This is a genomic window from Amycolatopsis sp. WGS_07, from assembly GCF_045278895.1.
Taxonomy (GTDB): domain Bacteria; phylum Actinomycetota; class Actinomycetes; order Mycobacteriales; family Pseudonocardiaceae; genus Amycolatopsis.
The window spans coordinates 9396224-9416127 of sequence record NZ_CP136053.1 but is presented as its reverse complement, the minus strand read 5'-3'; the positions used below and the strand labels follow the sequence as shown (position 1 = coordinate 9416127).

Annotated in this window: 18 protein-coding genes; 13 read left to right on the top strand and 5 right to left on the bottom strand. The window is 71.5% G+C overall.

The annotated features are described in order from the left end of the window. Positions 1–49: 49 nt before the first annotated feature. Positions 50–1324, bottom strand: a complete 1275-nt coding sequence (locus RPX00_RS44240) for a glucose 1-dehydrogenase (RefSeq protein ID WP_406634900.1) — start codon at positions 1322–1324, stop codon at positions 50–52. Between the two features lie 118 nt (positions 1325–1442). Here RPX00_RS44240 and RPX00_RS44235 point away from each other — a divergent pair, with 118 nt between their 5' ends. Next, positions 1443–2120, top strand: coding sequence for an IclR family transcriptional regulator (locus RPX00_RS44235; protein WP_406634898.1), 678 nt, complete (start codon positions 1443–1445; stop codon positions 2118–2120). Between the two features lies 1 nt (position 2121). Here the strand turns inward: RPX00_RS44235 and RPX00_RS44230 are convergent, their stop codons facing one another. Further along, positions 2122–2772 carry a response regulator gene (locus tag RPX00_RS44230; RefSeq protein WP_406634896.1) on the bottom strand — a complete coding sequence of 217 codons (651 nt, stop codon included), beginning with the start codon at positions 2770–2772 and terminating at the stop codon, positions 2122–2124. Beyond that, complete coding sequence (locus RPX00_RS44225; RefSeq protein ID WP_406634894.1) at positions 2769–3980, bottom strand: sensor histidine kinase; 1212 nt, start codon at positions 3978–3980, stop codon at positions 2769–2771. The genes RPX00_RS44230 and RPX00_RS44225 overlap by 4 nt, the downstream gene beginning before the upstream one ends. 167 nt (positions 3981–4147) lie before the next feature. On the opposite strand from RPX00_RS44225, the gene RPX00_RS44220 reads away from it, so the two are divergent. The 5 genes from RPX00_RS44220 to RPX00_RS44200 are packed head-to-tail and all read left to right on the top strand — an operon-like array spanning position 4148 to position 8742. After that, positions 4148–5587 carry an ArnT family glycosyltransferase gene (locus tag RPX00_RS44220; RefSeq protein ID WP_406634892.1) on the top strand — a complete coding sequence of 480 codons (1440 nt, stop codon included), beginning with the start codon at positions 4148–4150 and terminating at the stop codon, positions 5585–5587. Beyond that, positions 5584–6201 (top strand): GPP34 family phosphoprotein, encoded by a 618-nt coding sequence (locus RPX00_RS44215; protein ID WP_406634890.1) that lies wholly within the window; start codon positions 5584–5586, stop codon positions 6199–6201. Before RPX00_RS44220 ends, RPX00_RS44215 begins: the two co-directional genes overlap by 4 nt. Positions 6202–6249: 48 nt before the next feature. Continuing rightward, the gene (locus RPX00_RS44210; RefSeq protein ID WP_406634888.1) at positions 6250–7014 is read left to right on the top strand and encodes an isocitrate lyase/phosphoenolpyruvate mutase family protein; all 765 of its coding nucleotides are present in this window, start codon (positions 6250–6252) and stop codon (positions 7012–7014) included. A 9-nt stretch (positions 7015–7023) separates the two neighbouring features. Then, on the top strand, positions 7024–8034 hold the full coding sequence (locus RPX00_RS44205) for an aminotransferase class V-fold PLP-dependent enzyme (protein WP_406634886.1): 1011 nt from the start codon (positions 7024–7026) through the stop codon (positions 8032–8034). A gap of 45 nt (positions 8035–8079) precedes the next feature. Then, entirely contained in the window at positions 8080–8742 is a 663-nt protein-coding gene (locus tag RPX00_RS44200) for a hypothetical protein (RefSeq protein WP_406634884.1), read from the top strand. A gap of 129 nt (positions 8743–8871) precedes the next feature. Here RPX00_RS44200 and RPX00_RS44195 read toward each other — a convergent pair whose 3' ends face one another. Then, on the bottom strand, positions 8872–9792 hold the full coding sequence (locus tag RPX00_RS44195; protein ID WP_406634882.1) for a ferritin-like domain-containing protein: 921 nt from the start codon (positions 9790–9792) through the stop codon (positions 8872–8874). Between the two features lie 111 nt (positions 9793–9903). On the opposite strand from RPX00_RS44195, the gene rimP reads away from it, so the two are divergent. The 7 genes from rimP (at position 9904) to RPX00_RS44160 (ending at position 16722) form a co-directional block, all read left to right on the top strand. Further along, complete coding sequence (gene rimP, locus RPX00_RS44190) at positions 9904–10422, top strand: ribosome maturation factor RimP (protein ID WP_406634880.1); 519 nt, start codon at positions 9904–9906, stop codon at positions 10420–10422. Then, a complete protein-coding gene (gene nusA, locus RPX00_RS44185; RefSeq protein ID WP_406634879.1) occupies positions 10419–11465 on the top strand; it encodes a transcription termination factor NusA in 1047 nt (348 codons plus the stop codon). Before rimP ends, nusA begins: the two co-directional genes overlap by 4 nt. Before the next feature lie 89 nt (positions 11466–11554). Further along, positions 11555–11857, top strand: a complete 303-nt coding sequence (locus tag RPX00_RS44180; RefSeq protein WP_406634877.1) for a YlxR family protein — start codon at positions 11555–11557, stop codon at positions 11855–11857. Between the two features lie 89 nt (positions 11858–11946). Beyond that, positions 11947–14898, top strand: a complete 2952-nt coding sequence (gene infB / locus RPX00_RS44175) for a translation initiation factor IF-2 (RefSeq protein ID WP_406643302.1) — start codon at positions 11947–11949, stop codon at positions 14896–14898. A 184-nt stretch (positions 14899–15082) separates the two neighbouring features. Further along, entirely contained in the window at positions 15083–15376 is a 294-nt protein-coding gene (locus tag RPX00_RS44170) for a DUF503 domain-containing protein (protein ID WP_406634875.1), read from the top strand. Positions 15377–15410: 34 nt separating this feature from the next. Then, positions 15411–15884: a 30S ribosome-binding factor RbfA gene (gene rbfA, locus RPX00_RS44165; RefSeq protein ID WP_009080499.1), complete on the top strand. Its 474-nt coding sequence runs from the start codon at positions 15411–15413 to the stop codon at positions 15882–15884. Between the two features lie 37 nt (positions 15885–15921). Continuing rightward, positions 15922–16722 carry an alpha/beta hydrolase gene (locus tag RPX00_RS44160; protein ID WP_406634872.1) on the top strand — a complete coding sequence of 267 codons (801 nt, stop codon included), beginning with the start codon at positions 15922–15924 and terminating at the stop codon, positions 16720–16722. 97 nt (positions 16723–16819) lie between these two features. On the opposite strand, the gene RPX00_RS44155 is transcribed toward RPX00_RS44160, so the two are convergent. Next, the gene (locus RPX00_RS44155; RefSeq protein WP_406634870.1) at positions 16820–19813 is read right to left on the bottom strand and encodes a tetratricopeptide repeat protein; all 2994 of its coding nucleotides are present in this window, start codon (positions 19811–19813) and stop codon (positions 16820–16822) included. Between the last annotated feature and the right edge of the window lie 91 nt (positions 19814–19904).

The following is a 19904-nucleotide window of genomic DNA, read 5'->3' as shown; positions in this document are numbered from 1 at the left end:
CGCGCCCGTCACGAGCACGACGTCCGGGTAGCGCACGGCTTCGGTGGCGTCAGACATGCCGGGAGCCGCCGTCGACCGCCAGGCTGTGCCCGGTCACGTACCGCGAGCTGTCCGAGAGCAGGAACAGCAGGACGCTGCACACCTCTTCCGGCGAGCCGATCCGGTGCAGCGGCACCGCGTCCAGCGCCTTCGCTAGCGCCGGGGCGTCGTCCTGGATCCAGCGGGTCATTTCGGTGTCGATGTAGCCCGGGGCGATGGCGTTGACCCGGATGCCCTGGTCGCCGAGTTCCACCGCGAGCGATTCGGTGAGGTGCGCGACGGCCGCCTTGGAACTGCAGTACGCCGCGCGGCCCTTGCGCACACGGACCGCGGACACCGAAGCCATGTTGACGATCGCGCTGCCCGGCTCCATCCGCGCGGCCGCGGCCTGCGCGCCGAACAGCACGCCCTCGACGTTCACCGAAAGCGTCGACCGGATCTGCTCCGGAGTGATGTCGGGAACCTCGGCGTACGGGAAGATCCCGGCGTTGTTGACCCAGAAGTCGATGCGGCCGAACTCGTCGATCGCGCGCTGGGCGAGCGCGACGTGGTCCTCGGCGCGGGTGACGTCCACAGCGGACGCGACGATCCGGCCCGGCTTGTCCTCAATGGACTCGGCGGCCAGCGCGGCGGTGAGGTCGTCGGCGGTGGCGGTCATCGCGGCGGCGTCGAGATCGCCGCCCACCACGTGCACCCCGCGCGTGGCGAGGCCGGCGGCGAACCGGGCGCCCATGCCGCGGGCCGCGCCGGTGACCACGGCGACCTTGCCCGGCATCTCCGGGTAGCGCGCGGTCGCGGGCTGGTGCAGCACCCGGCCGGGGCCGGTGGGCTCGAGAGTGGTCATCTGGGTTTTCTCCTCCTGTTTCTCAGGGCTCGCGGTGCACGGTGCGGCGGCGCACGCGCCAGCCGTCCGCGGTGCGCGCGAGTTCGTCGTCCAGCACGGTGAGCCGGTGCAAGCGGGGGAGCCGCCTTCCGGCGTCCCGACGATCTGCAGATAGGCGAGCGCTCGCAAGGCATCCCCGGACTGTCCTGATCGGACTTCCATAGTGGACACGACGTGCCGCAGCCGCTCGCCGGACTCCACGCAGCCGGCGTGGAACCGCTCGGCGAAGGCGGTCAGTGCGGCCGTGCCGACCGCGGGTTCCGGATAGCTGGGCGACACGAACTCCCCGTCCGGGGTGAAGGTCGCGGCCCAGCGCGCGGCCTCGCCGGAGTCGATGGCGTGGCTCTGGCGGCCGTAGAGCTGATGCACCGCCAGCACGTCCTCAACCGGGACTTCGCTCATGTCCGAAACCTCGATCCGCAAGGGGAGTTGCCTGGAGCGGCAAACGTGCTATATTCGCACGCACCGTGCGATATGTAGGAACAGTAGGTCGCCGGACAACTGTCGTCAAGGGAGCCGTGTGTCCGAATCGGGGACGTCGAAGACGCTGAGCCACGGGCTTCAGGTGCTGGAGCTGCTGGTCGAGCATCCGCAGGGGCTCACGATGACCGAGATCGCCGACGGCATCGGCGTGCACCGCACGGTCGCGCACCGGCTGGTGCGCACGCTGGAGGCGCACCACCTGTGCCGGCGCGACCGGTTCAAGCGGATCTCGCTCGGCACCGGTCTCGTGCGCCTCGCCGAGCCGGTCGAACAGGACCTGCGCACGCTCGCCCGCCCGGTGCTGGAGGAGCTTTCGGACGCCGGGCGCGCGTCAGCGCACCTAGTGGTCCGCGAAAACGCCGAACAGGTGCGGATGCTGATGATCGTGGAACCGCGGCAGGCGCGGATGCACGTGTCGTTCCGCAGCGGCCAGCTGGACCCGATCGGCCGCGGTTCGGCCGGGCTCGCGCTGCTCGCGGCGGAACCGCCGGTGGAAGGCGAACGCGAGGAGATCACCCGCGCCCGGACCCGGGGGTACGCGGTGTCGGTCGGGGAGATCGCGCCGGGGATCACCGGCATCTCCGCGGTGGTGCCGACCGGCCGCGACGCTCCGGGCACGAGCATCGGGCTGTCGCTGTTCGAGGCCCCGGACCCGGACGAACTGGGCCGGCTGGTGGTGGCTTCGGCACAACGGCTGGGTTCTCTGCTGAAATGAGCTAGCGGCCGACGAGCCCGGCCTCGTGCGCGAGCAATCCGGCCTGGGTCCGGTTCGTGCAGTCGAGCTTCACCAGCATCCGCGACACGTAGCTCTTCACCGTCGCCTCCGCCAGGTGCAGCCGGCCGGCGATGTCCGCATTGGACAGTCCTTCGCCCAAGCAGGCCAACACATCCCGCTCCCGCTCGGTCAACCCGGCGGTCCGGCGGCGGGCCTCGTCGTCCCGGCGGTGGCCGTCCGACGACAGCGCGACCAACCGGCGTGCGGCCGACGGCGAAAGCACCGTGTGCCCGTCCGCGGCGACGCGCACCAGGCCGATCAGATCCTCCGGCGGCGTCGACTTCACCAGGAATCCGGCCGCGCCCGCACGGAGCGCGCGGATGACGTAGGTGTCCGCGTCGAACGTCGTCAGCGCGACGACCGCGGGCGGTTCCGGCAGCGCGCAGATCCGTTCGATCGCGGCCAGCCCGTCCACGCCGGGCATCCGCAGGTCCATCAGCACCACCGCCGGCCGGTGCCGGATCACTTCCTCGACCGCCTCGGCGCCGTCCTGTGCCTGGGCGACGACCTCGATGTCGCCGGCCGAGCCGAGAATCGTGCGCAGGTGCGCGCACACCATCGGCTCGTCGTCGGCCACCACGACCGTGATCACCGGGCAGCACCTTCCGTGGTCGGGACGTAGGCGGGAAGTATCGCACCGAGCCGGAACCCGCCGCCGGGCACCGGGCCCGCCTCGAAGGTCCCGCCGACGAGTTCGACCCGCTGGCGCAGCCCGCTCAGCCCCGCGCCGGAGCCGCTGCCCGCGAGCGCCGCGTCCGGCGGCCGGGTCGCGCGCGTGTTGACGACCGCCACGTCCAGCCCGCCCGGGTGATACCGCAGCGAAACCGTCGCCGAGCAGCCCGGCGCGTGCTTGCGGATGTTGGTCAGCGCCTCCTGCACCACGCGGTACGCGGTGCGCGCGACCGTCGGCGACACCGAAGTCCGGTCGCCGGTCACGGAAAGCTCGGTCGCGATGCCGACCGCCACCGATTCGGCGACCAGATCCGCCACCTCGCCGGGCAGCGGCGGACTCGGCACCGGAGGTTCGATTCCGGTGCCGTTGCGCAGCACGCCGACCAGGTCGCGCAGCTCGTCCAGGGCATGCGCGCCCTCGCGGCGGATGTCCTCGGCGGCCGATTTCACCGACGGATCGGGCGAGGTCACCCCGAGCGCGCCCGCGTGCAGCACCATCAGGCTCAGCCGGTGGGTGACCACGTCGTGCATCTCGCTGGCCAGCCGCCGCCGCTCCGCCGCCAGCGCCTGTTCGGCGAGCAGATGCTGTTCGCGCTCCGCGCGTTCGGCGCGGTCTCGCAAGGAACTCAGCAACTGCCGCCGGGCCTCGAAGTACAGCGAGATCGCCACCGGCAGCGCGGTGCCCAGCAGCCCGAACGGCGTCGTGTTCCAGGCCGGGGTCCACGGCCGTGTCGCCAGCAGGGCCAGGCAGCCGGCGATCCACAACAGCCGCCGCCGGTCCAGCTGCCGGACGAGCTGAGCCAGCACGATCGGCGTGATCGTCGGGACGGTCATCAGCGTCGGCTGCCGGGTGGGCACGAGCAGGCCGGGGGAGAAGAGGTCGGACGCCAGCATCGCCAAGGAAGCCACGATCAGCAGACCGGCCACCGCGTTCGGGAAGCGCGCCATGAGCAGCAGCGCCGCGTCGCAGACCAGTTCCAGGACGAGCGACGCGTACGGCCCGAGGAACCCGGTGGTGGGTCCGGCGGCGAAGAAGAGCCCGACGTCGAGGCAGGCGAACACCAGCGCGGTGCCGCCAAGCCAGAGCCAGTCGGTCCTCCGCGGCCAGGGATGGCACGTGCTGGTCACCCGGCCACGGTATCCGCTCGCCCGCGCGGACGCGCTGGATCCGCACCGCCCGGATGACGGCTACCGCCGAAAGTTGCGGATCGGCCGCGAGAGATCCACTTTCGTCGCTGCGAGTCGCTACCGAGCACGCTTACCCCGCACCCGCCCGGCGCGGTGGACTCGACGCCATGACGAGCGAAGGAATCCCTCGGTTCGCCCGGCTGCCGGTGCTGGCGGTCGCGGCGGGCGCCGTCGCGCTGCTGATCGCGACGAGCACCCGGTACGCGCACGGGTTCGACGAGCTGTACTTCCTCGTGGCCGGTCGAGATCATCTGGCCTGGGGGTATTTCGACCAGCCGCCGCTCGTCCCGCTGCTGGCCGGCGCGCTCGACCAGTGGTTCCCCGGCTCGCTGGTCGCGTTGCGGCTGCCGATGGCGCTCGCGGCCGGCGCCGGGGTCGTGGTGACCGCGCTGACCGCCCGCGAACTCGGCGGCGGCCGCGGGGCCCAGCTGATGGCGGCCGGGGCGTACGCGACTTCGGGGCTGATGATCATCAGCCACTGGGTCGCGACGTACGCGCTGGACCCGTTCTTCTGGACGCTCGTGGTGTTCCTGCTCGTGCGCTGGACCCGGACCCGGCGCGACGGCCTGCTCGTGTGGGCCGGAGTGGTCACCGCGGTGTCGCTGCAGACGAAGTTCCTGATTCCCGCGCTGTGGGGCGCGGTGCTGGTATCCGCGCTGGTGCTCGGACCGCGGAAGCTGGTGTCCCGGCCGAAACTGTGGCTGGGCGCGCTGATCGCCGTCGTGGCCACCCTGCCGACCTTCTTCTGGCAAGCCACGCACGGCTGGGCCTACACCCGGATGGGCGAAGTCGTCGCGGCCGAATTCCCCGGCTACCTCACCTTCGCGCGCGACGGTCTGCTCGGTGCGGGAATGGGCATCGGCGTGCTGGCCCTGCTGTACGGGATGTGGCGGCTGCTGCGTTCGCCGGACCTGATGCCGTACCGATATCTCGCGGTGGCGTTGCTGCTGGTCGTGGCGGTGATCCTCGCGACGCACGGCCGGTCTTACTATTTGATGAGCCTGTATTCGCTGCCGTTCGCCGCCGCCGCGACGGAGCTTTCGCGCCGGAATCTGGTGCGCTGGTGGAAAATTCCGGCCGGAATCGCCTTCACGCTTTCCATTGCGGTCACCGTGGCCGGGCTGCCGGTGTGGCCCGCTTCGATGAAAGCCACGTCGTTCGGTCCGTTTCCGCTCGGCACGGTGTTCGCGGCGGGGGAGACCGCGCAACTGCAACTGGCGGACGGCGTCGGGCAGGCGTATCTCTCCCTGCCTGAATCAGTGCGCCGGGAAACCGCCGTATACGAGGAAATCTACCCGTTCGCCGCCGCCGTGGAGTACTACGGGCCGCGCTACGGGATCAACAATGTCTACAGTGGACACCGAGGATACTGGTACTTTGACCGCCCGCCGGATTCCGCGCGGAATGTGCTCTTCGCGGGTTTCGATCCGGCGTTGCTGCGACCGTACTTCTCTTCGGTGACTGAAGTGGTGCCCGGGCTGATGTGGCTGTACACCGGGCGGAAGCAATCCTGGGAAACGATCTGGCCAGAGGTGAAGAAACAATGAGCGACTCCTTGCCCGCGCGAGCCTATTTCCTCGCCTGCGAACCGGCCTCCCGCCGCCCGAACACGGCCCTGCTGGTCCGCGCGGCCGCGGTGACCGACCTGGTGCTGCGCGGCAACCTCCGCGACCAACGCGGCCATGCCGAGCCGACCGGCGCCGCCCCGACCGGCGACCTCTTGCTCGACGACCTGCTCGCCGACCTCCGCACCCACAGCCCGGCGTCCTGGCGCGCCTTGCTTCGCCGGGGCCGGAACGACACGCTGCAGTCGTTGGAAACGCAGCTGTCCGCGTCGGGACTTCTCGAAGAGGGAACCAGCTCGTTCTTGCACCGCAAGGTTTTGGTCCCTGCCGACTCGTCTCGGGTACGCGCTGCCCGCGCGGACCTGAACCACGCACTGACCGCACCACTGTCCGAAGTAGACGCTTCAACCGCCGCGCTGGCCGCACTAGCTGCGGCCTCCGGTGCCGGGATGTCGCGATCGGAAGCCCGCCAGCACGCCGACCGGCTGGCCGAACTGGAGAAGCTCGCCGGACCAGTGGTCCCGGCACTGCGCAAGGCAGTCGCCGGACGCCGCGCCGTCCGGATCGCCGCCTTCTCCGGCGGTTCCGGAGGCTGACCGACGGTTCGGCCGCCGCCGAAGCATCGGCGTCGTACCGTGGCGGACATGACCTCCTTCGCCGCCCTGCACGTCCCGGGCCGCCCGCTGTTGCTGCCGAATGTCTGGGAGTTCGGCTTCGCTGCCGCCCTCGCCGCCGCAGACCACCCGGCCGTCGGCACGACCAGCCTCGGTGTGTCGGCCGCCGCCGGTCTCGCCGACGGCGCCCCGGAGTCCCGCGCCGCGACCGTCGCACTGGCGAAATCGCTGGCACCACTGGACATCCTGGTCAGCGTCGACCTGGCGGACGGCTTCAGCGCCGACCCGTCGGCAGTCGCGGACCTCGTCGCGGAACTCGCTGATGCCGGGGTGGTCGGCGTCAACCTGGAGGACGGCCGCGGCGACACCCTCGCTCCCATCGTCGTCCAAGCCGCACTGCTGGCCAAGGTGCGCGAGCGCGTCCCGGGCATGTTCCTCAACGCCCGCACCGACACGCACTGGCTCGGCACGGGACCGGTCGCGGACGCCATCACCCGGGCCCGCGCGTACGCCGACGCTGGTGCCGACTGCGTCTTCGTCCCCGGACTGCACGAGCCAGCGGACGTGGCGGAGCTGGTCGAAGCCGTCGAGGTGCCGGTGAACCTCCTGCACCTGCCCGGGAAAGCCACTTTCTCCGGATTGGCTTCTTTGGGCGTGGCGAGGGTCAGTCTCGGCTCAACGCCTTACCGCGTAGCACTTTCCGCCGCACTGGCCACAGTGGACTCCATCCGGGACGGGGCCGAGCTGCCGAGGAAACCGCCGTCGTACGGGGAAGTCACGGCTTTGCTCCCGTAATCTGGCGACATGATCTTCGGAGGAAGCACCGATTTCGCCGTCCCCGCCGGATACCTCAACACGCCCAGCATCGGAATCCCGCCGGCGCCCGTCGCCGAAGCCGTCGAGACCGCCGTCCGCCGGTGGCGCACCGGGCAGGACACCCCGTCCGGCTTCGACGAGGCGGTATCCCGTTCCCGGAGCGGATTCGCGCGGCTCGCCGGAGTGCCGGCGGAGCGGGTGGCGATCGGCGCGTCGGTGTCCCAGCTGGCGGCGAACGTCGCGGCCGGCCTGTCCCCGGAGGCCCGCGTTCTCGCTGCCGAGGGCGAATTCACCAGCGTCACGTTCCCGTTCGCGCAGCGGGCCAAGGTCACCGAAGTGCCGCTCGCGAAGCTGGCGGACCACGTCGAGGGCCACGACCTCGTCGCGGTCAGCCTCGCGCAATCCGCCGACGGCGCGCTCCTCGACACCGCCGCGCTGCGAGTTGCCTCCGAAGCCGCGGACGTGCCGGTCATGATCGACGTCACGCAAGCCGCGGGCTGGCTGCCGCTGGACGTCGCGTGGGCGGACTGGATCGTCTGCGCGGGCTACAAATGGCTGTTCTCGCCGCGCGGCTGCGCCTGGCTCGCCGTGCACCCGCGAGCGAGCGAACGGACCCGCGCGGTCGCCGCGAACTGGTACGCCGGCGACGATCCGTGGTCCTCGGTATACGGAATGCCACTGCGCCTGGCCGGAAACGCCCGCGCGTTCGACCTTTCGCCGGTATGGCTGTCGCACGTCGGCGCAGCGGAGGCGTTCGACTACTTCGCGTCACTGGATCTCGCCGCGGTCCGCGAACACAACACCGGTTTGGCCGATTCCCTGCTCACCGCGGCCGGACTGGAGCCGCAGGGGAGCGCGATCGTGGCCCTGGAGGCCGACCCGGCGCGGATCACCGAAGCCGGCGTCGTCGCGAGCGTCCGCAACGGCCGGGTACGGGTCGGTTTCCACCTCTACAACGGCCCTGACGACGTCGAACGCGTTCTGCGCGCATTGGGCTGAGCGCCGGGGACACGGCGAACTGACGCGGTGAACTACGGTGTTCCCGTGTCCCATCCGCACTTCACCCCCGGTCCTTCGGACACGGCTCCGATCCCGGCCGTGCCCGCGCAACCGGGTCCGCCGCCCGGTCCACCGCGCAACCGCGCCCTGCTGCTGCGCGGAGCCGGGCTCGTGGCGATCGCCGTCGTGGCCGGGCTCGTCTGGTACCTGATCCGGCACGACAGCACGCCGGAGGAGCCGGTCGCCGAACCCCCGGCGACGACGAAACCCGCGTTCGACTACAAGCTGGCCGAAGGCCCCACCAAGGCCACCGACTGCGCCGCCAACGCCTACTCGGGCGCCAAGAAGTTCTTCCAGGACAACCCGTGCAAGTCGCTGGCGCGGGCGCTGTACACGGTGCAGTCCGGCGAAGCGAAGGCACTGGTCTCGGTCGTGCTGGTCACCATGCCCGACGAGGCGAAGGCGACCGAACTCAAGCAGCTCACCGACCGCGACGGCACGGGCAACGTGAGCGACCTGGTCCGCGACGGCACCTTCCACGACACCGACGCCCCGAAACTGAGCGGCGACGAAGCCGAGTACGAATCGAAGGCTTCCGGTGCCGAGGTGACGATCGTGCTCACGGACTTCTACTACGGGCACCATGACAAGCAGCTGCTCACCCGGATCGCGAAGAACGCACTGAACCTGTCCAGCAAGCTCCGCTGACTCGTGAGTGGCAATCCCGGTTAGAACCGTGATTGCCACTCACGAGGCCCCGCGCCCGGCGCAGCTGTGCGGCATGCGTCGTGGCTGGGTCTCGTGCGCGCGGATGCCGGTTCTAACCGCCGCAGCCACTCACGACGCTTGCCCAGGCAACCCCACCGCAGCAGGCTTCAGCCCGGCCTCCTGCCGCCAAGGCATCCCGCGCCGCGCCGCGGCCACCAGCGCCTGCAGCGCCATCCCGCGCAACCCCGAGTCGTCGGTATGCGTGAGCACCGCGAGCCAAGCCGCCGCCGTGTCCGCCTCCGCGCTGGCCACGAGCGCGGCAGCCGAAGCAGTGTCCGTAACCGGCTTAGGCGGCACGTACGCGGCTTCAGGAGCCACCGGCGTCCCCGAAGCCGAAGTGATCATTTGGGTAACAACATCGCGGCGCGCGGTGTGCTCCGCGCGTCCAGTCTTCACCGCGTCCCCGAAGTCGCCCGGCAGGAACGCCGTCACCAGCCCGTACACCCACAACGACGCGTGCTCGGCCGCCAGCGCCTTCTGCAGCGAGTCCACCGCTTCCTTCGGCACCGAGGAGGGCGCGGCCGCGGCCTTCGCGTCGGCGCCCGGCCCGAGTTCCGGCGCGACCCGCTGCAGCCCGGCGCATCCGGCGGCCACCGACGCGACGAGCCCGGCCCGGTACGCCGGCAGCGCGGGCACCAGGTCCTCGGCCTGCTTGCGCGCGGCGGCGAGCCGGTCCTTGAACCCGCCGAGATCGGCGGGCGCGGGCGGGACGTTCGCCGCCTTCTTGGGCCGGTTCAGCCGGTCCACCTCGGCCTTCAGCGCGGCCGCCTGCGCGGCTCTCGCGTCGGCGACCTGACCTGCCGCGTCGCCGCCGGAGGGCAGCTTCCTGGCCGCGGCGGCGTCCGCCTCGGCCATCGCCAGCAGCGGGGCCAACGGGTCGGGGGCGTCGTCGTAGCCGCCCGAGCAGGCGGCGAGCGGCACAGCCGCGGCGACAGTGGCGCTCAGCGCGCCCAGACGCAGCACGGCGCGCCGGGAGAAGTCTGCGGTCACGTCGGCCCATCCTGCCAGGCCGCCCGGGTGCGCCGCCGCTCGCGCGTCCTGGCGGGGGCGCAGGATAAGCTTGACCTCCACTGACCAACAGGCCGAACAGGAGTGCTCCACGTGCCCAACGAACTCGCCAGCCGGCTGGAGCCGATCGTGGCCGAAGCCGTCACGACCGCGGGTTTCGACCTCGACTCGCTCGAGGTGCAGCAAGCCGGCAGGCGACAGCTGGTGAAGGTCGTCGTCGACTCCGACGACGGCGTCGGGCTGGACGAGGTCGCCGAGGTCAGCCGCACCGTCTCGGCCGCCCTCGACGAGAACGAGCACGTGCTGGCGAGCGCCTACACGCTCGAGGTCACCTCGCCGGGCCTCGACCGCCCGCTCACCCAGCAGCGGCACTGGCGGCGCGCCCGCTTCCGCCTCGTCAAGATCACGCCCGTCGAAGGGGCCGCCTACCTCGGCCGCGTCGGGCACGCCGGCGAGAAGAGCGCGCGGGTCCTCGTCGACGGCCGGATCAAGGACGTCTCCTACCAGTCCGTCGCGAAGGCCGTGGTGGAAGTCGAATTCAAGCAACCGCCCGCAGACGAACTGAAGATGCTGACCGCGGACGAGAACGAGAAGAAGGAGGAGTCGAAGTGAACGTGGACATCGCCGCGCTGCGGGCGATCGAACGGGACAAGGACATCCCCTTCGACACGGTCATCGAGGCCATCGAGACCGCGCTGCTCACCGCGTACAAGCACACCGAGGGCCACCAGCCGCACGCCCGCATCGACATCGACCGCAAGACCGGCCTCGTCCGCGTCCTCGCGCACACCCTCACCGCCGACGGCGAGGTCGACGAGGAATGGGACGACACCCCCGAGGGCTTCGGCCGGATCGCCGCCACCACCGCGCGCCAGGTCATCCTGCAGCGGCTGCGCGACGCCGAGCACGAGAAGACCTACGGCGAGTTCTCCGCCAAAGAGGGCGAGATCGTGGCCGGCGTGGTGCAGCGCGACGCGCGCGCCAACGCCCGCGGCATGGTCGTGATCCAGGTCGGCGACACCGAGGGCGTGCTGCCGCAGGCCGAACAGGTCGCGGGGGAGTCCTACGAGCACGGCACCCGGATCAAGGCGTTCGTGTTCGGGGTGTCGCGCAGCAACCGCGGCCCGCAGATCATGCTGTCGCGCTCGCATCCGAACCTGGTGCGCAAGCTGTTCGCGCTGGAGGTCCCGGAGATCGCCGACGGCACCGTCGAGATCGCCGCGGTCGCCCGCGAGCCGGGGCACCGGTCGAAGATCGCCGTGCGCTCCACCATCCCCGGGGTCAACGCCAAGGGCGCCTGCATCGGCCCGATGGGCGCGCGCGTGCGCAACGTGATGAGCGAGCTGGCCGGCGAGAAGATCGACATCATCGACTGGTCCGAGGACCCCGCCAAGTTCGTCGGGAATGCGTTGTCCCCGGCGAAGGTTGTTTCGGTACGTGTCGTGGACGAGCGGGCCAAGACGGCCAGGGTCGTGGTGCCCGACTTCCAGCTGTCGCTCGCGATCGGCAAGGAAGGCCAGAACGCTCGTCTCGCGGCCCGGCTCACCGGCTGGCGGATCGACATCCGCAGCGACGCCGCGCCCGCCGAGGCCGAGGGTGAGCAAGACCACGCCGGCCAGGCGCGGCCCGCCGCGGCAACCGGTTCGGCCGACTGAAGGTGCAGGCGCTAGACTCGACAACGGTTCAAGACCCGCGAAGGGCTACTGGGGACACCCCCGACCTCCAGCGTCACCGGCAGTCGCCGGTGCGCACGTGTGTCGGCTGCCGGAAACGGGACTTGACCGGTGAACTGCTGCGCGTGGTCGCGGCGGACGGGCGGCTGGTCGTCGACGAACGTCGGCGGCTGCCGGGCCGGGGAGCGTGGCTGCATCCCGGAACGGCCTGCCTGGCCAAAGCCGAGCGGAAGCGGGCGTTCCCCCGGGCTCTTCGGGTCCAGGGCGCGCTCGACGCCGAGGGGCTGCACGACCACGCGGCGTTCGCCGCGGACAACGACGCCGGGACAACCCCGGAGTCGCGAGAAACAAGGAAGCAGGTCGACCCGTCATGAGTCAGCCGTGAAGCTGAAGCCATGAACGCGCGACGATAAGGACGAGGTCAGCGGGTCTTCCGCCTGGCCTCCCCTAGATGAGGAGAGCTGTGCCAGGCAAGGCCCGCGTACACGAGCTCGCTAAGGAGCTCGGCATCACCAGCAAAGAAGTTCTCGCCAAGCTGAAGGAGCAGGGCGAGTTCGTGAAGTCCGCGTCGTCCACCGTCGAGGCGCCCGTCGCCCGCCGGCTCCGCGACGCGTACCCCGCCAAGGGCGGGAAGAAGCCCGGTCCCACCCCCGGACCGCGGCCCGCTCCGGCCCCGAAGCCGCCCGCTCCGCAGCAGCAGAGCGCCGCTTCGCCGGCCCCGTCCGCTCCGGCCCCCGCGCCGCAGCAGGCCCCGGCCGTCAAGCCGGGACCGCAGTCGGTCAAGCCGGCCGCGCCGGGCCCGAAGCCCGGCGGCCCGCGTCCCGGGCCGCGCCCGCCCGCTCCGGCCCAGCCGGCCCCGGCTCCGGAGGTCCCGGCCGCCAAGGCCGAGCCCGCCGCGCCGAAGCCGGCCCCGAAGCCGCAGGACTCGTCGTCCGCGGGTTCGGTCGTGCCGCCCAAGCCGCAGGGCCCCAAGCCCGGCGGTCCCAAGCCTGGTCCGCGCACCCCGCGGGTCGGCAACAACCCGTTCGGCGTCGGGTCCGGTTCCCCGGCCCCGCGTCCGCCCGCCCAGCGCCCCGGCCCCGGCCAGGGCGGCGACAACCGTCCCCCGCGTCCGGGCGGCGGCCAGGGCGGCGGAGAGCGCCCGCCGCGTCCCGGCGGGCAGGGCGGCGGCAACCGGCCGAGCCCGGGCAACATGCCCCCGCGCCCGAACCCCGGCATGATGCCGGGCCGCGCCCGTCCGGCCGGACCGGCCGGCGGCCGAGGCGGTCCTGGCGGCGGCGGTCGTCCCGGTGGCGGCGGCGGTCGTCCCGGCGGCGGTGGCGGCGGCTTCCGCGGCGGACCCGGCGGCGGTGGCGGCGGTGGCGGCTTCCGTCCCGGTGGCGGCGGTGGCGGTGGCGGCGGCTTCCGTCCCGGTGGCGGTGGCGGCGGCGCTCCCGCGGGCGGCGGCGGTTTCCGCGGCGGCGGCCGCGGCGGCCCCGGCGGTCGCGGCGGCACGGCCGGTGCCTTCGGCCGTCCCGGCGGGCCCTCGCGCAAGGGCCGCAAGTCGAAGCGGCAGAAGCGCCAGGAGTACATGGACAACATGCAGGCGCCCAGCGTCGGCGGCGTCCGCCTGCCCAAGGGGCAGGGCGAGACGATCCGGCTGCCGCGCGGCGCTTCGCTGACCGACTTCGCCGAGAAGATCGACGCCAACCCGGCTTCGCTGGTGCAGGTGCTCTTCCACCTCGGCGAGATGGTCACCGCGACGCAGTCCGTGTCGGACGACATCCTCGAGCTGCTCGGCGGCGAGATGAACTACGTCGTCCAGGTCGTGTCCCCCGAGGAGGAGGACCGCGAGCTGCTGGAGACCTTCGACATCACCTATGGCGAGGACGAGGGCGGCGAGGAGGACCTGCAGGTCCGGCCGCCGGTCGTCACCATCATGGGTCACGTCGACCACGGTAAGACCCGGCTGCTCGACACGATCCGCAAGACGAAGGTCCGCGAAAGCGAGGCCGGCGGGATCACGCAGCACATCGGCGCGTACCAGATCGAGACCGAGCTGGAGGGCGTGCCGAGGCTGATCACCTTCATCGACACCCCGGGTCACGAGGCGTTCACCGCCATGCGTGCCCGAGGCGCGAACTCGACCGACATCGCGGTGATCGTGGTGGCGGCCGACGACGGCGTCATGCCGCAGACGGTGGAGGCGATCAACCACGCGCAGGCCGCGAAGGCCCCGATCGTGGTCGCGATCAACAAGATCGACAAGGAGGGCGCGAACCCGGACAAGATCCGGCAGCAGCTCACCGAGTACAACCTCATCGCGGAGGAGTACGGCGGCGACACGATGTTCGTCGAGATCTCCGCGCGGCAGAACATCAACATCGACGGTCTGCTCGAGGCGATCCTGCTGACCGCGGACGCCGCCCTGGACCTCCGGGCCAACCCGGACATGGAGGCACAGGGCGTCGCGATCGAGGCGCACCTCGACCGCGGCCGCGGCCCGGTGGCCACCGTCCTGGTCCAGCGCGGCACGCTGCGCGTCGGCGACTCGGTCGTGGCGGGCGACGCCTACGGCCGCGTCCGCCGGATGGTCGACGAGCACAACGAGGACGTCACCGAGGCACTGCCCTCGCGTCCGGTCCAGGTCATCGGGTTCACCTCGGTGCCGGGAGCGGGCGACACCTTCCTGGTGGTCGACGAGGACCGCGTCGCCCGGCAGATCGCCGAGCGCCGCTCCGCCCGCACCCGCAACGCGCTCAACGCGTCGCGCCGCAAGCGGGTCAGCCTCGAGGACCTCGACTCCGCCTTGAAGGAGACGAGCAGCCTCAACCTGATCATCAAGGGTGACAACTCGGGTACCGTCGAGGCGCTCGAAGCGGCCCTGCTGCAGCTGGACGTCGGCGAAGACGTCGAACTGCACGTGGTCCACCGCGGCGTCGGCGGCGTGACCGAATCGGACATCGACCTGGCGACCGCGTCCGACGCGATCGTCCTCGGGTTCAACGTCCGGGCGCAGGGCAAGGCGACCGAGCGGGCCACCCGCGAGGGCGTCGACGTGCGCTACTACACGGTCATCTACCAGGCGATCGAGGAGATCGAGCAGGCCCTGAAGGGCATGCTCAAGCCGGAGTACGAAGAGGTCGAACTGGGCCGCGCCGAGGTCCGGGACGTCTTCAAGTCCTCCAAGATCGGCACGATCGCGGGTTGCCTGGTCATGTCCGGCGAGATCCGGCGCAACGCCAAGGCCCGCCTCCTGCGCGACGGCAACGTCATCGCGCAGAACCTGCCGATCAACTCGCTGCGCCGGTTCAAGGACGACGTGGTCGAGGTCCGCGAAGGGTACGAGTGCGGTCTCACGCTGGGCTCGTACAGCGACATCAAGGTCGACGACGTGATCGAGACCTATGAACAGCGGGAGAAGCCCCGTAGCTGACGGCTTCTTTGCGGGAGGGGCGTGCTCGCAAGCTGCGCTCGCCCCTCCCGCCGTCAGCGTGTTGTGCGGGGGTCGAACCCCCGCGCCCCCGCCAGGGGGCAAGCCCCCTGGACCCCCGCCGGGGTCCAGTCGGGCTTGTCCGTCAAGTTTCGTTTTCGTCGAGTTTGGTAGGTGCTGACTAGCTTTGTTCGTGGGAGCTTTGGAGCTTGACCTGCTGCTCGACGACGTGCATTCGTTGAAGCAGAAGCGATCCGCGGTGCGGCCGGTGGTGGCCGAACTGCGGAAGCGATTCGCCGTCTCGGTCGCCGAGGCGGGACATCTGGACCTGCACCGGCGCGCGCTCATCGGCGTCGCCGCGGTCGCCGCCGACGGCGAGCACGTCCGGGACGTGCTCGACGCGTGCGAGCGGTTCGCGGCCGGACGGCCGGAGTTCGAACTGCTCTCCGCGCGCCGCCGGCTGCTCGGCCCGGACGACTAGAACACCCGGAAATCCGGAGAAGGAGACCTCAGCCATGGCCGATCCCGCTCGAGCGCGCAAGCTCGCCAAGCGGATCTCGCAGATCGTGGCCTCGGCGATCGAACACGACGTCAAGGACCCGCGACTGGGCGCGGTGACCATCACCGACGCCCGCGTCACTGCGGACCTGCACGACGCCACGGTGTACTACACGGTGCTCGGCGAAAGCCTGGACGCGGAGCCGGACTTCGCGAGCGCCGCGGCCGCGCTGGAGGCCGCGCGCGGCGTCCTGCGCACCAAGGTCGGACAGGGCACCGGAGTCCGCTACACCCCGACGCTCACCTTCGTCGCGGACAGCGTCCCGGACGACGCCCGCCGCATCGAAGAACTGCTCGCGAAGGCCCGCGAATCGGACGCCGAGGTGGCCCGCCGGGCGACCGGAGCCCAGCCGGCCGGCGAAGCGGACCCGTACAAGGCCCCTCGTGCCGAAGAGGACGAGGAGCAAGCAGAAGAGGAGACGCGCGGCTGAAGCGATGCGGTCAAAGCCCGGTGTCACGCGACGCGGCATGCTGCTCGGCAGTACCGCGGCGCTCGTCGCCGCCTGCACCGGGCGCTCCGCCCCGGTGGTTGCGCCGACCTCGGCTGCCCCGGCCTCCAGCCCGTCGCCCCTGAAGGCGTCGATCACGATCCACCGCAGGCACTCCGCGGCCCGCGGCCGGGACGTCGACGTGGTGCTCATGACGCCCGAGGGCGTCCCCAGCGCCGGCCTCCCGGTCTGCGCCGCACTGCACGGACGCGGGTCGAACGCCCGCACGTTCCTCGACCTGGACCTGCCCGCGGCCCTCACCGCCGCGGTGCGGTCCGGAACCCCGCCGTTCGCGGTCGTCGCGGTCGACGGCAGCCACTACTGGGTCCCCGACGGCGACGACGACCCGCACCGCATGCTCACCGACGAATTCCCCGGCTGGCTGTCCGAGTCCGGCCTCCGCCCGATGACCGGGCTCCTCGGCATCTCGATGGGCGGCTTCGGAGCACTGAACCTCGCCCGGCACCGCCGCGACGTGACCGCCGTGGCCACCTGCAGCGCGGCCCTCTTCCGCACCTGGCCCGAAGCCCGCGCCCGGCACATCTTCCCGGCACAGCAGGACTGGGCGGCCGCCGAACCGCTCCAGCACGTCGGCGAACTCCCGTCCCGGGGCCTCGGCGTGTGGTGCGGCGACGGAGACCCTTTCCTCGCGGCGAACCGGAAACTGATCAGCGGCGCCGACCCGGAGGTCTCGCGGATCACGCCGGGGGAGCACACGTCGGAGTACTGGCGGGGAATCCTGCCGGAGGTCCTGAAATTCCTCGGGCCGCGGCTGGCGTAGAAGACCACCTGGTCGAGTGGCCGGGGTTGTGTAGGCAATTGGTGACACCAGGCTTGCAGAGGTGACCACTGAACGAGCGCGGGACGGTGCGGCGGCGTCACGCCTGCCCGCCCTCCGCGCCGGGGCCGGGCACCTCCCAGTCGGGAGCGATCTGCCCGCGCGGATCGAGGCCGTGCTTCCGCAGCTGCGCGTGCTCCCAGGCGGTGCTGTCCGCGGTGAGCACGCGGTCGATCCGCACCCGCGCGCCGGGATGGCCGTGCGCCAGCGCGCGGCAGTAGAGATCGAGCACCCTGGTCTGATCGCCCGCGCCGCGGCGGAGATCGCCCAGCAGGACACAGCATTCGACGTCGCCGCCCTTGACCCCGCGCTCGGCGATGTCCTGCGCCTTGAAGTACTCCTCGTGCAGGTTGAAGCCGCGCGCGACCCCGGCCGCGGCGCTGAAGTCGTCCTCGTCGACCAGCTCGTCGAGAATCTGCTCGGCCTCCTTCAGGGTGCCCCGGCCGGCCAGGGCTTCCGCCAGCAGCGCCCGCAGCCGTCGCGGCACCGTCTCGCGACCGGACCGGATCAGCTGCACCGCCTCGACGAAGTTGCGCGCGTCCATCAGCAGCCGGACGGCTCGCTCCTCGACCCGCACGGCCCCGGAGCCGGCCGCTTCCTTGTACAGGCGGCCCGCCAGCACCAGCGGCGCGGAGGCCCCGAGATGCGGGCCGTTCCCGCTCACCGTCGCGCGGTCGGTTCCGCCGGACCGGGCCCCGAGGAGTTCGTCGGCCACCCAGGCCAGCGCCTGCCACCGCGGAATGTTCTCGCGCGCGCGAACGGCCTCGGCCACCATCTTCGCCTGGCCGAAATCCGTGAGGTAACGGGCGATCGGGGCGAGCGCGCCCGGAACCGGCGCGACGGTGGCGACGTACCACTCCAGCGCCTCGGCGACCTTGCCCGCGGCGCGGAGCAGCCGGACGATCTCGGCCGGATCCGGTGCGCAGCCGGCGAGAGCCGCGCGCCGGTAGTAGCCGCGGGTTTCGTCGAGCAGGCCGCACCGGGCCGTCCCGAGCGCGGCGGCGGCGAACGCGGCGGTCGCCGTCCGGGCCGCCGCGTCGTAGCACTCGATCGCCTTGTCCGGGATCCCGGATTCGGCGAAGGCGTCGCCGACCTCGATCAGCGGAGCCGCGTCCCCGGCGGCAGCGGCCTCGAGCGCCGACTTCCCGGCGGCATCGAGCAGCCGGGCGCGCAGGTTCACCCGCGTCGCGACCGCGGGAGTGCCGGAGACGTTGTGCTGCCGGGCTTTCTCGACCCAGTTCAGCGCCTTTTGCACCTGCCCGGCCGCGGAGAGCGCCTTGGCCCCGAGAAGGTAGGCGTCGTAGCGGTCGTAGTCGGTCGCCTCCTTGTAGAGCATCTTCAGCGCCTCGTCGATCCCGAAGGCGTCCAGGACGAGGTCGGTGATCAGGGGAAGCAGGTCGCGCCCGATCTGCCCGGCGAGACGGGTCAGCCAGCGCACCGCCTTGTCGAGTTCCTTCCGGCGGCGGATCCGCTGGTGTTCCAGTTCCTGGCCGGGCAGCTCCTGCCAGGAACCGACCAGGATCTCGGGCGGCACCATGTTGGCGGCTACGTAAGCCGCCGATTGCAGATCGCCTCGCTCCGCGCGCCGGCGATGCGCGGCGAGCGCCAGGTCCGGCCGCCAGCGCCGGGTGTGCGCGGCCGCGACGTGCAGTGCGGCCGAACGGCTCCCCGTTTCGGCGAGCGGGCCCAGCCAGTCCAGGACGTCCTTCTCGCGCTCGGCCGCGAAGAGAATGGCCGCCCCGTGGTCGATCGCCTCCTCGACGTCGCCCTCGCCAGTGCGCGTGATCATCCGGTACTGGGCGACCGCCTCGTCGATCCGGCCGGCTTTCGCCAGCATCGCGGCGAGTTCGGCGCGCGCCCGGGGGATGCCGTGCTCGGCCGCCCGCCCGAAGAACCGGGCGCTCAGCTCCAGCAGATGCCGCCGTTCGCATTCCCGGGCAATGGCCAGGCTGTCTTGTCCCGCGACGGAGTCCAGCAGCACGGGCCACAGGCTGGCGCGCGGGAGAAGCGGGTTCGCCGCCTCGGTCACGTAGTGCCGGTCGAGGCACGGGGCAAGACGGTACGAGTCCTCTTGCTTGACCAGCACGGCCGCACCGCCGCGCACCGGCGTCGCGAGTTCTTTCAACGCCTTGTCGAACCATGCGTCGGTGTCCGGCGGCGAGCCGTCGAGGAAGGCTTGCGCACCCTGGTGCAGCAGCGTCCGGGGGAACGCCCCTTCGTGGCCGGCGTGCCTGGCCTCGATCACGAAATCCAGCATCGCGCGGGCGAACGGGCTGATCCGCTGGCAATGCGCACGAAGAGCGGGTACGGCGACGACGGTCTGGATCACCTGGCCGTTCGGCGCGTTCGCCGCGGCGTCGGAGACCCGGGGGTCGAGCGAGGCGAGCGCCCGGGAGACCTCCGTGTCGGAGAAGGAACCGGGCACCGGGAGGCTCGTGCCCCGCAGCAGCAGGTGGACGTGCGAGCGGTCGACGCCTCCGGCCGGCGGCGCGGTGAGATCCTGCCAGCGCTCCGGGGTCAGGCTCGCGAGAATAAGAACCGGAGCGCGTTCAGTGTCGTGCAGCAGATTCCGGAGGCATTCGGCGACCTCATTGCCTATTCCGTTGCTGTCCGGGGAAAGATAGCGTTCCGCGGACGGAATCCACACGACGGTATTCCGGCGAAAGTTTTTCGCGCTCGCCAGCAGTTCCTCCGGGCTGCGCGGACTGAGGCCGGGCCAGATTGTCCAGCCGTAGAGAAGCAGGTGCCCGTCGGCGTCCTTGACGGTGGCGGCCTCCCAGAGCGCGCGTTTCTTCCCCGTTGCCGGTCCGCCGACGAGCGTGACGATTCCGCTTCTCCCCGCGGCGGCCGCCTCGACGGCGGAAACCAGCCTGCGATCGTGAGCGCGGCGGCAATACTCGGTCAGGTAGGGCAAGGACTCGTCGGGTTGACCGGCCTCGCTCAACGGGGAAAGTTCCAGCTGATGGGGATCGCAGGTGGCCAGTTCGACGGCCGGAATGGCCGAGGGCGGGATTCGCTCTGGTGTCGTGTCCATTTCACCGCCGACCCTGCCGCAGAAAATGCTCCACGGGAGGAGTATTGCGATGAGCGGTGCACTCTGAGCGTTAAAAGCACTGCAGCGCTTC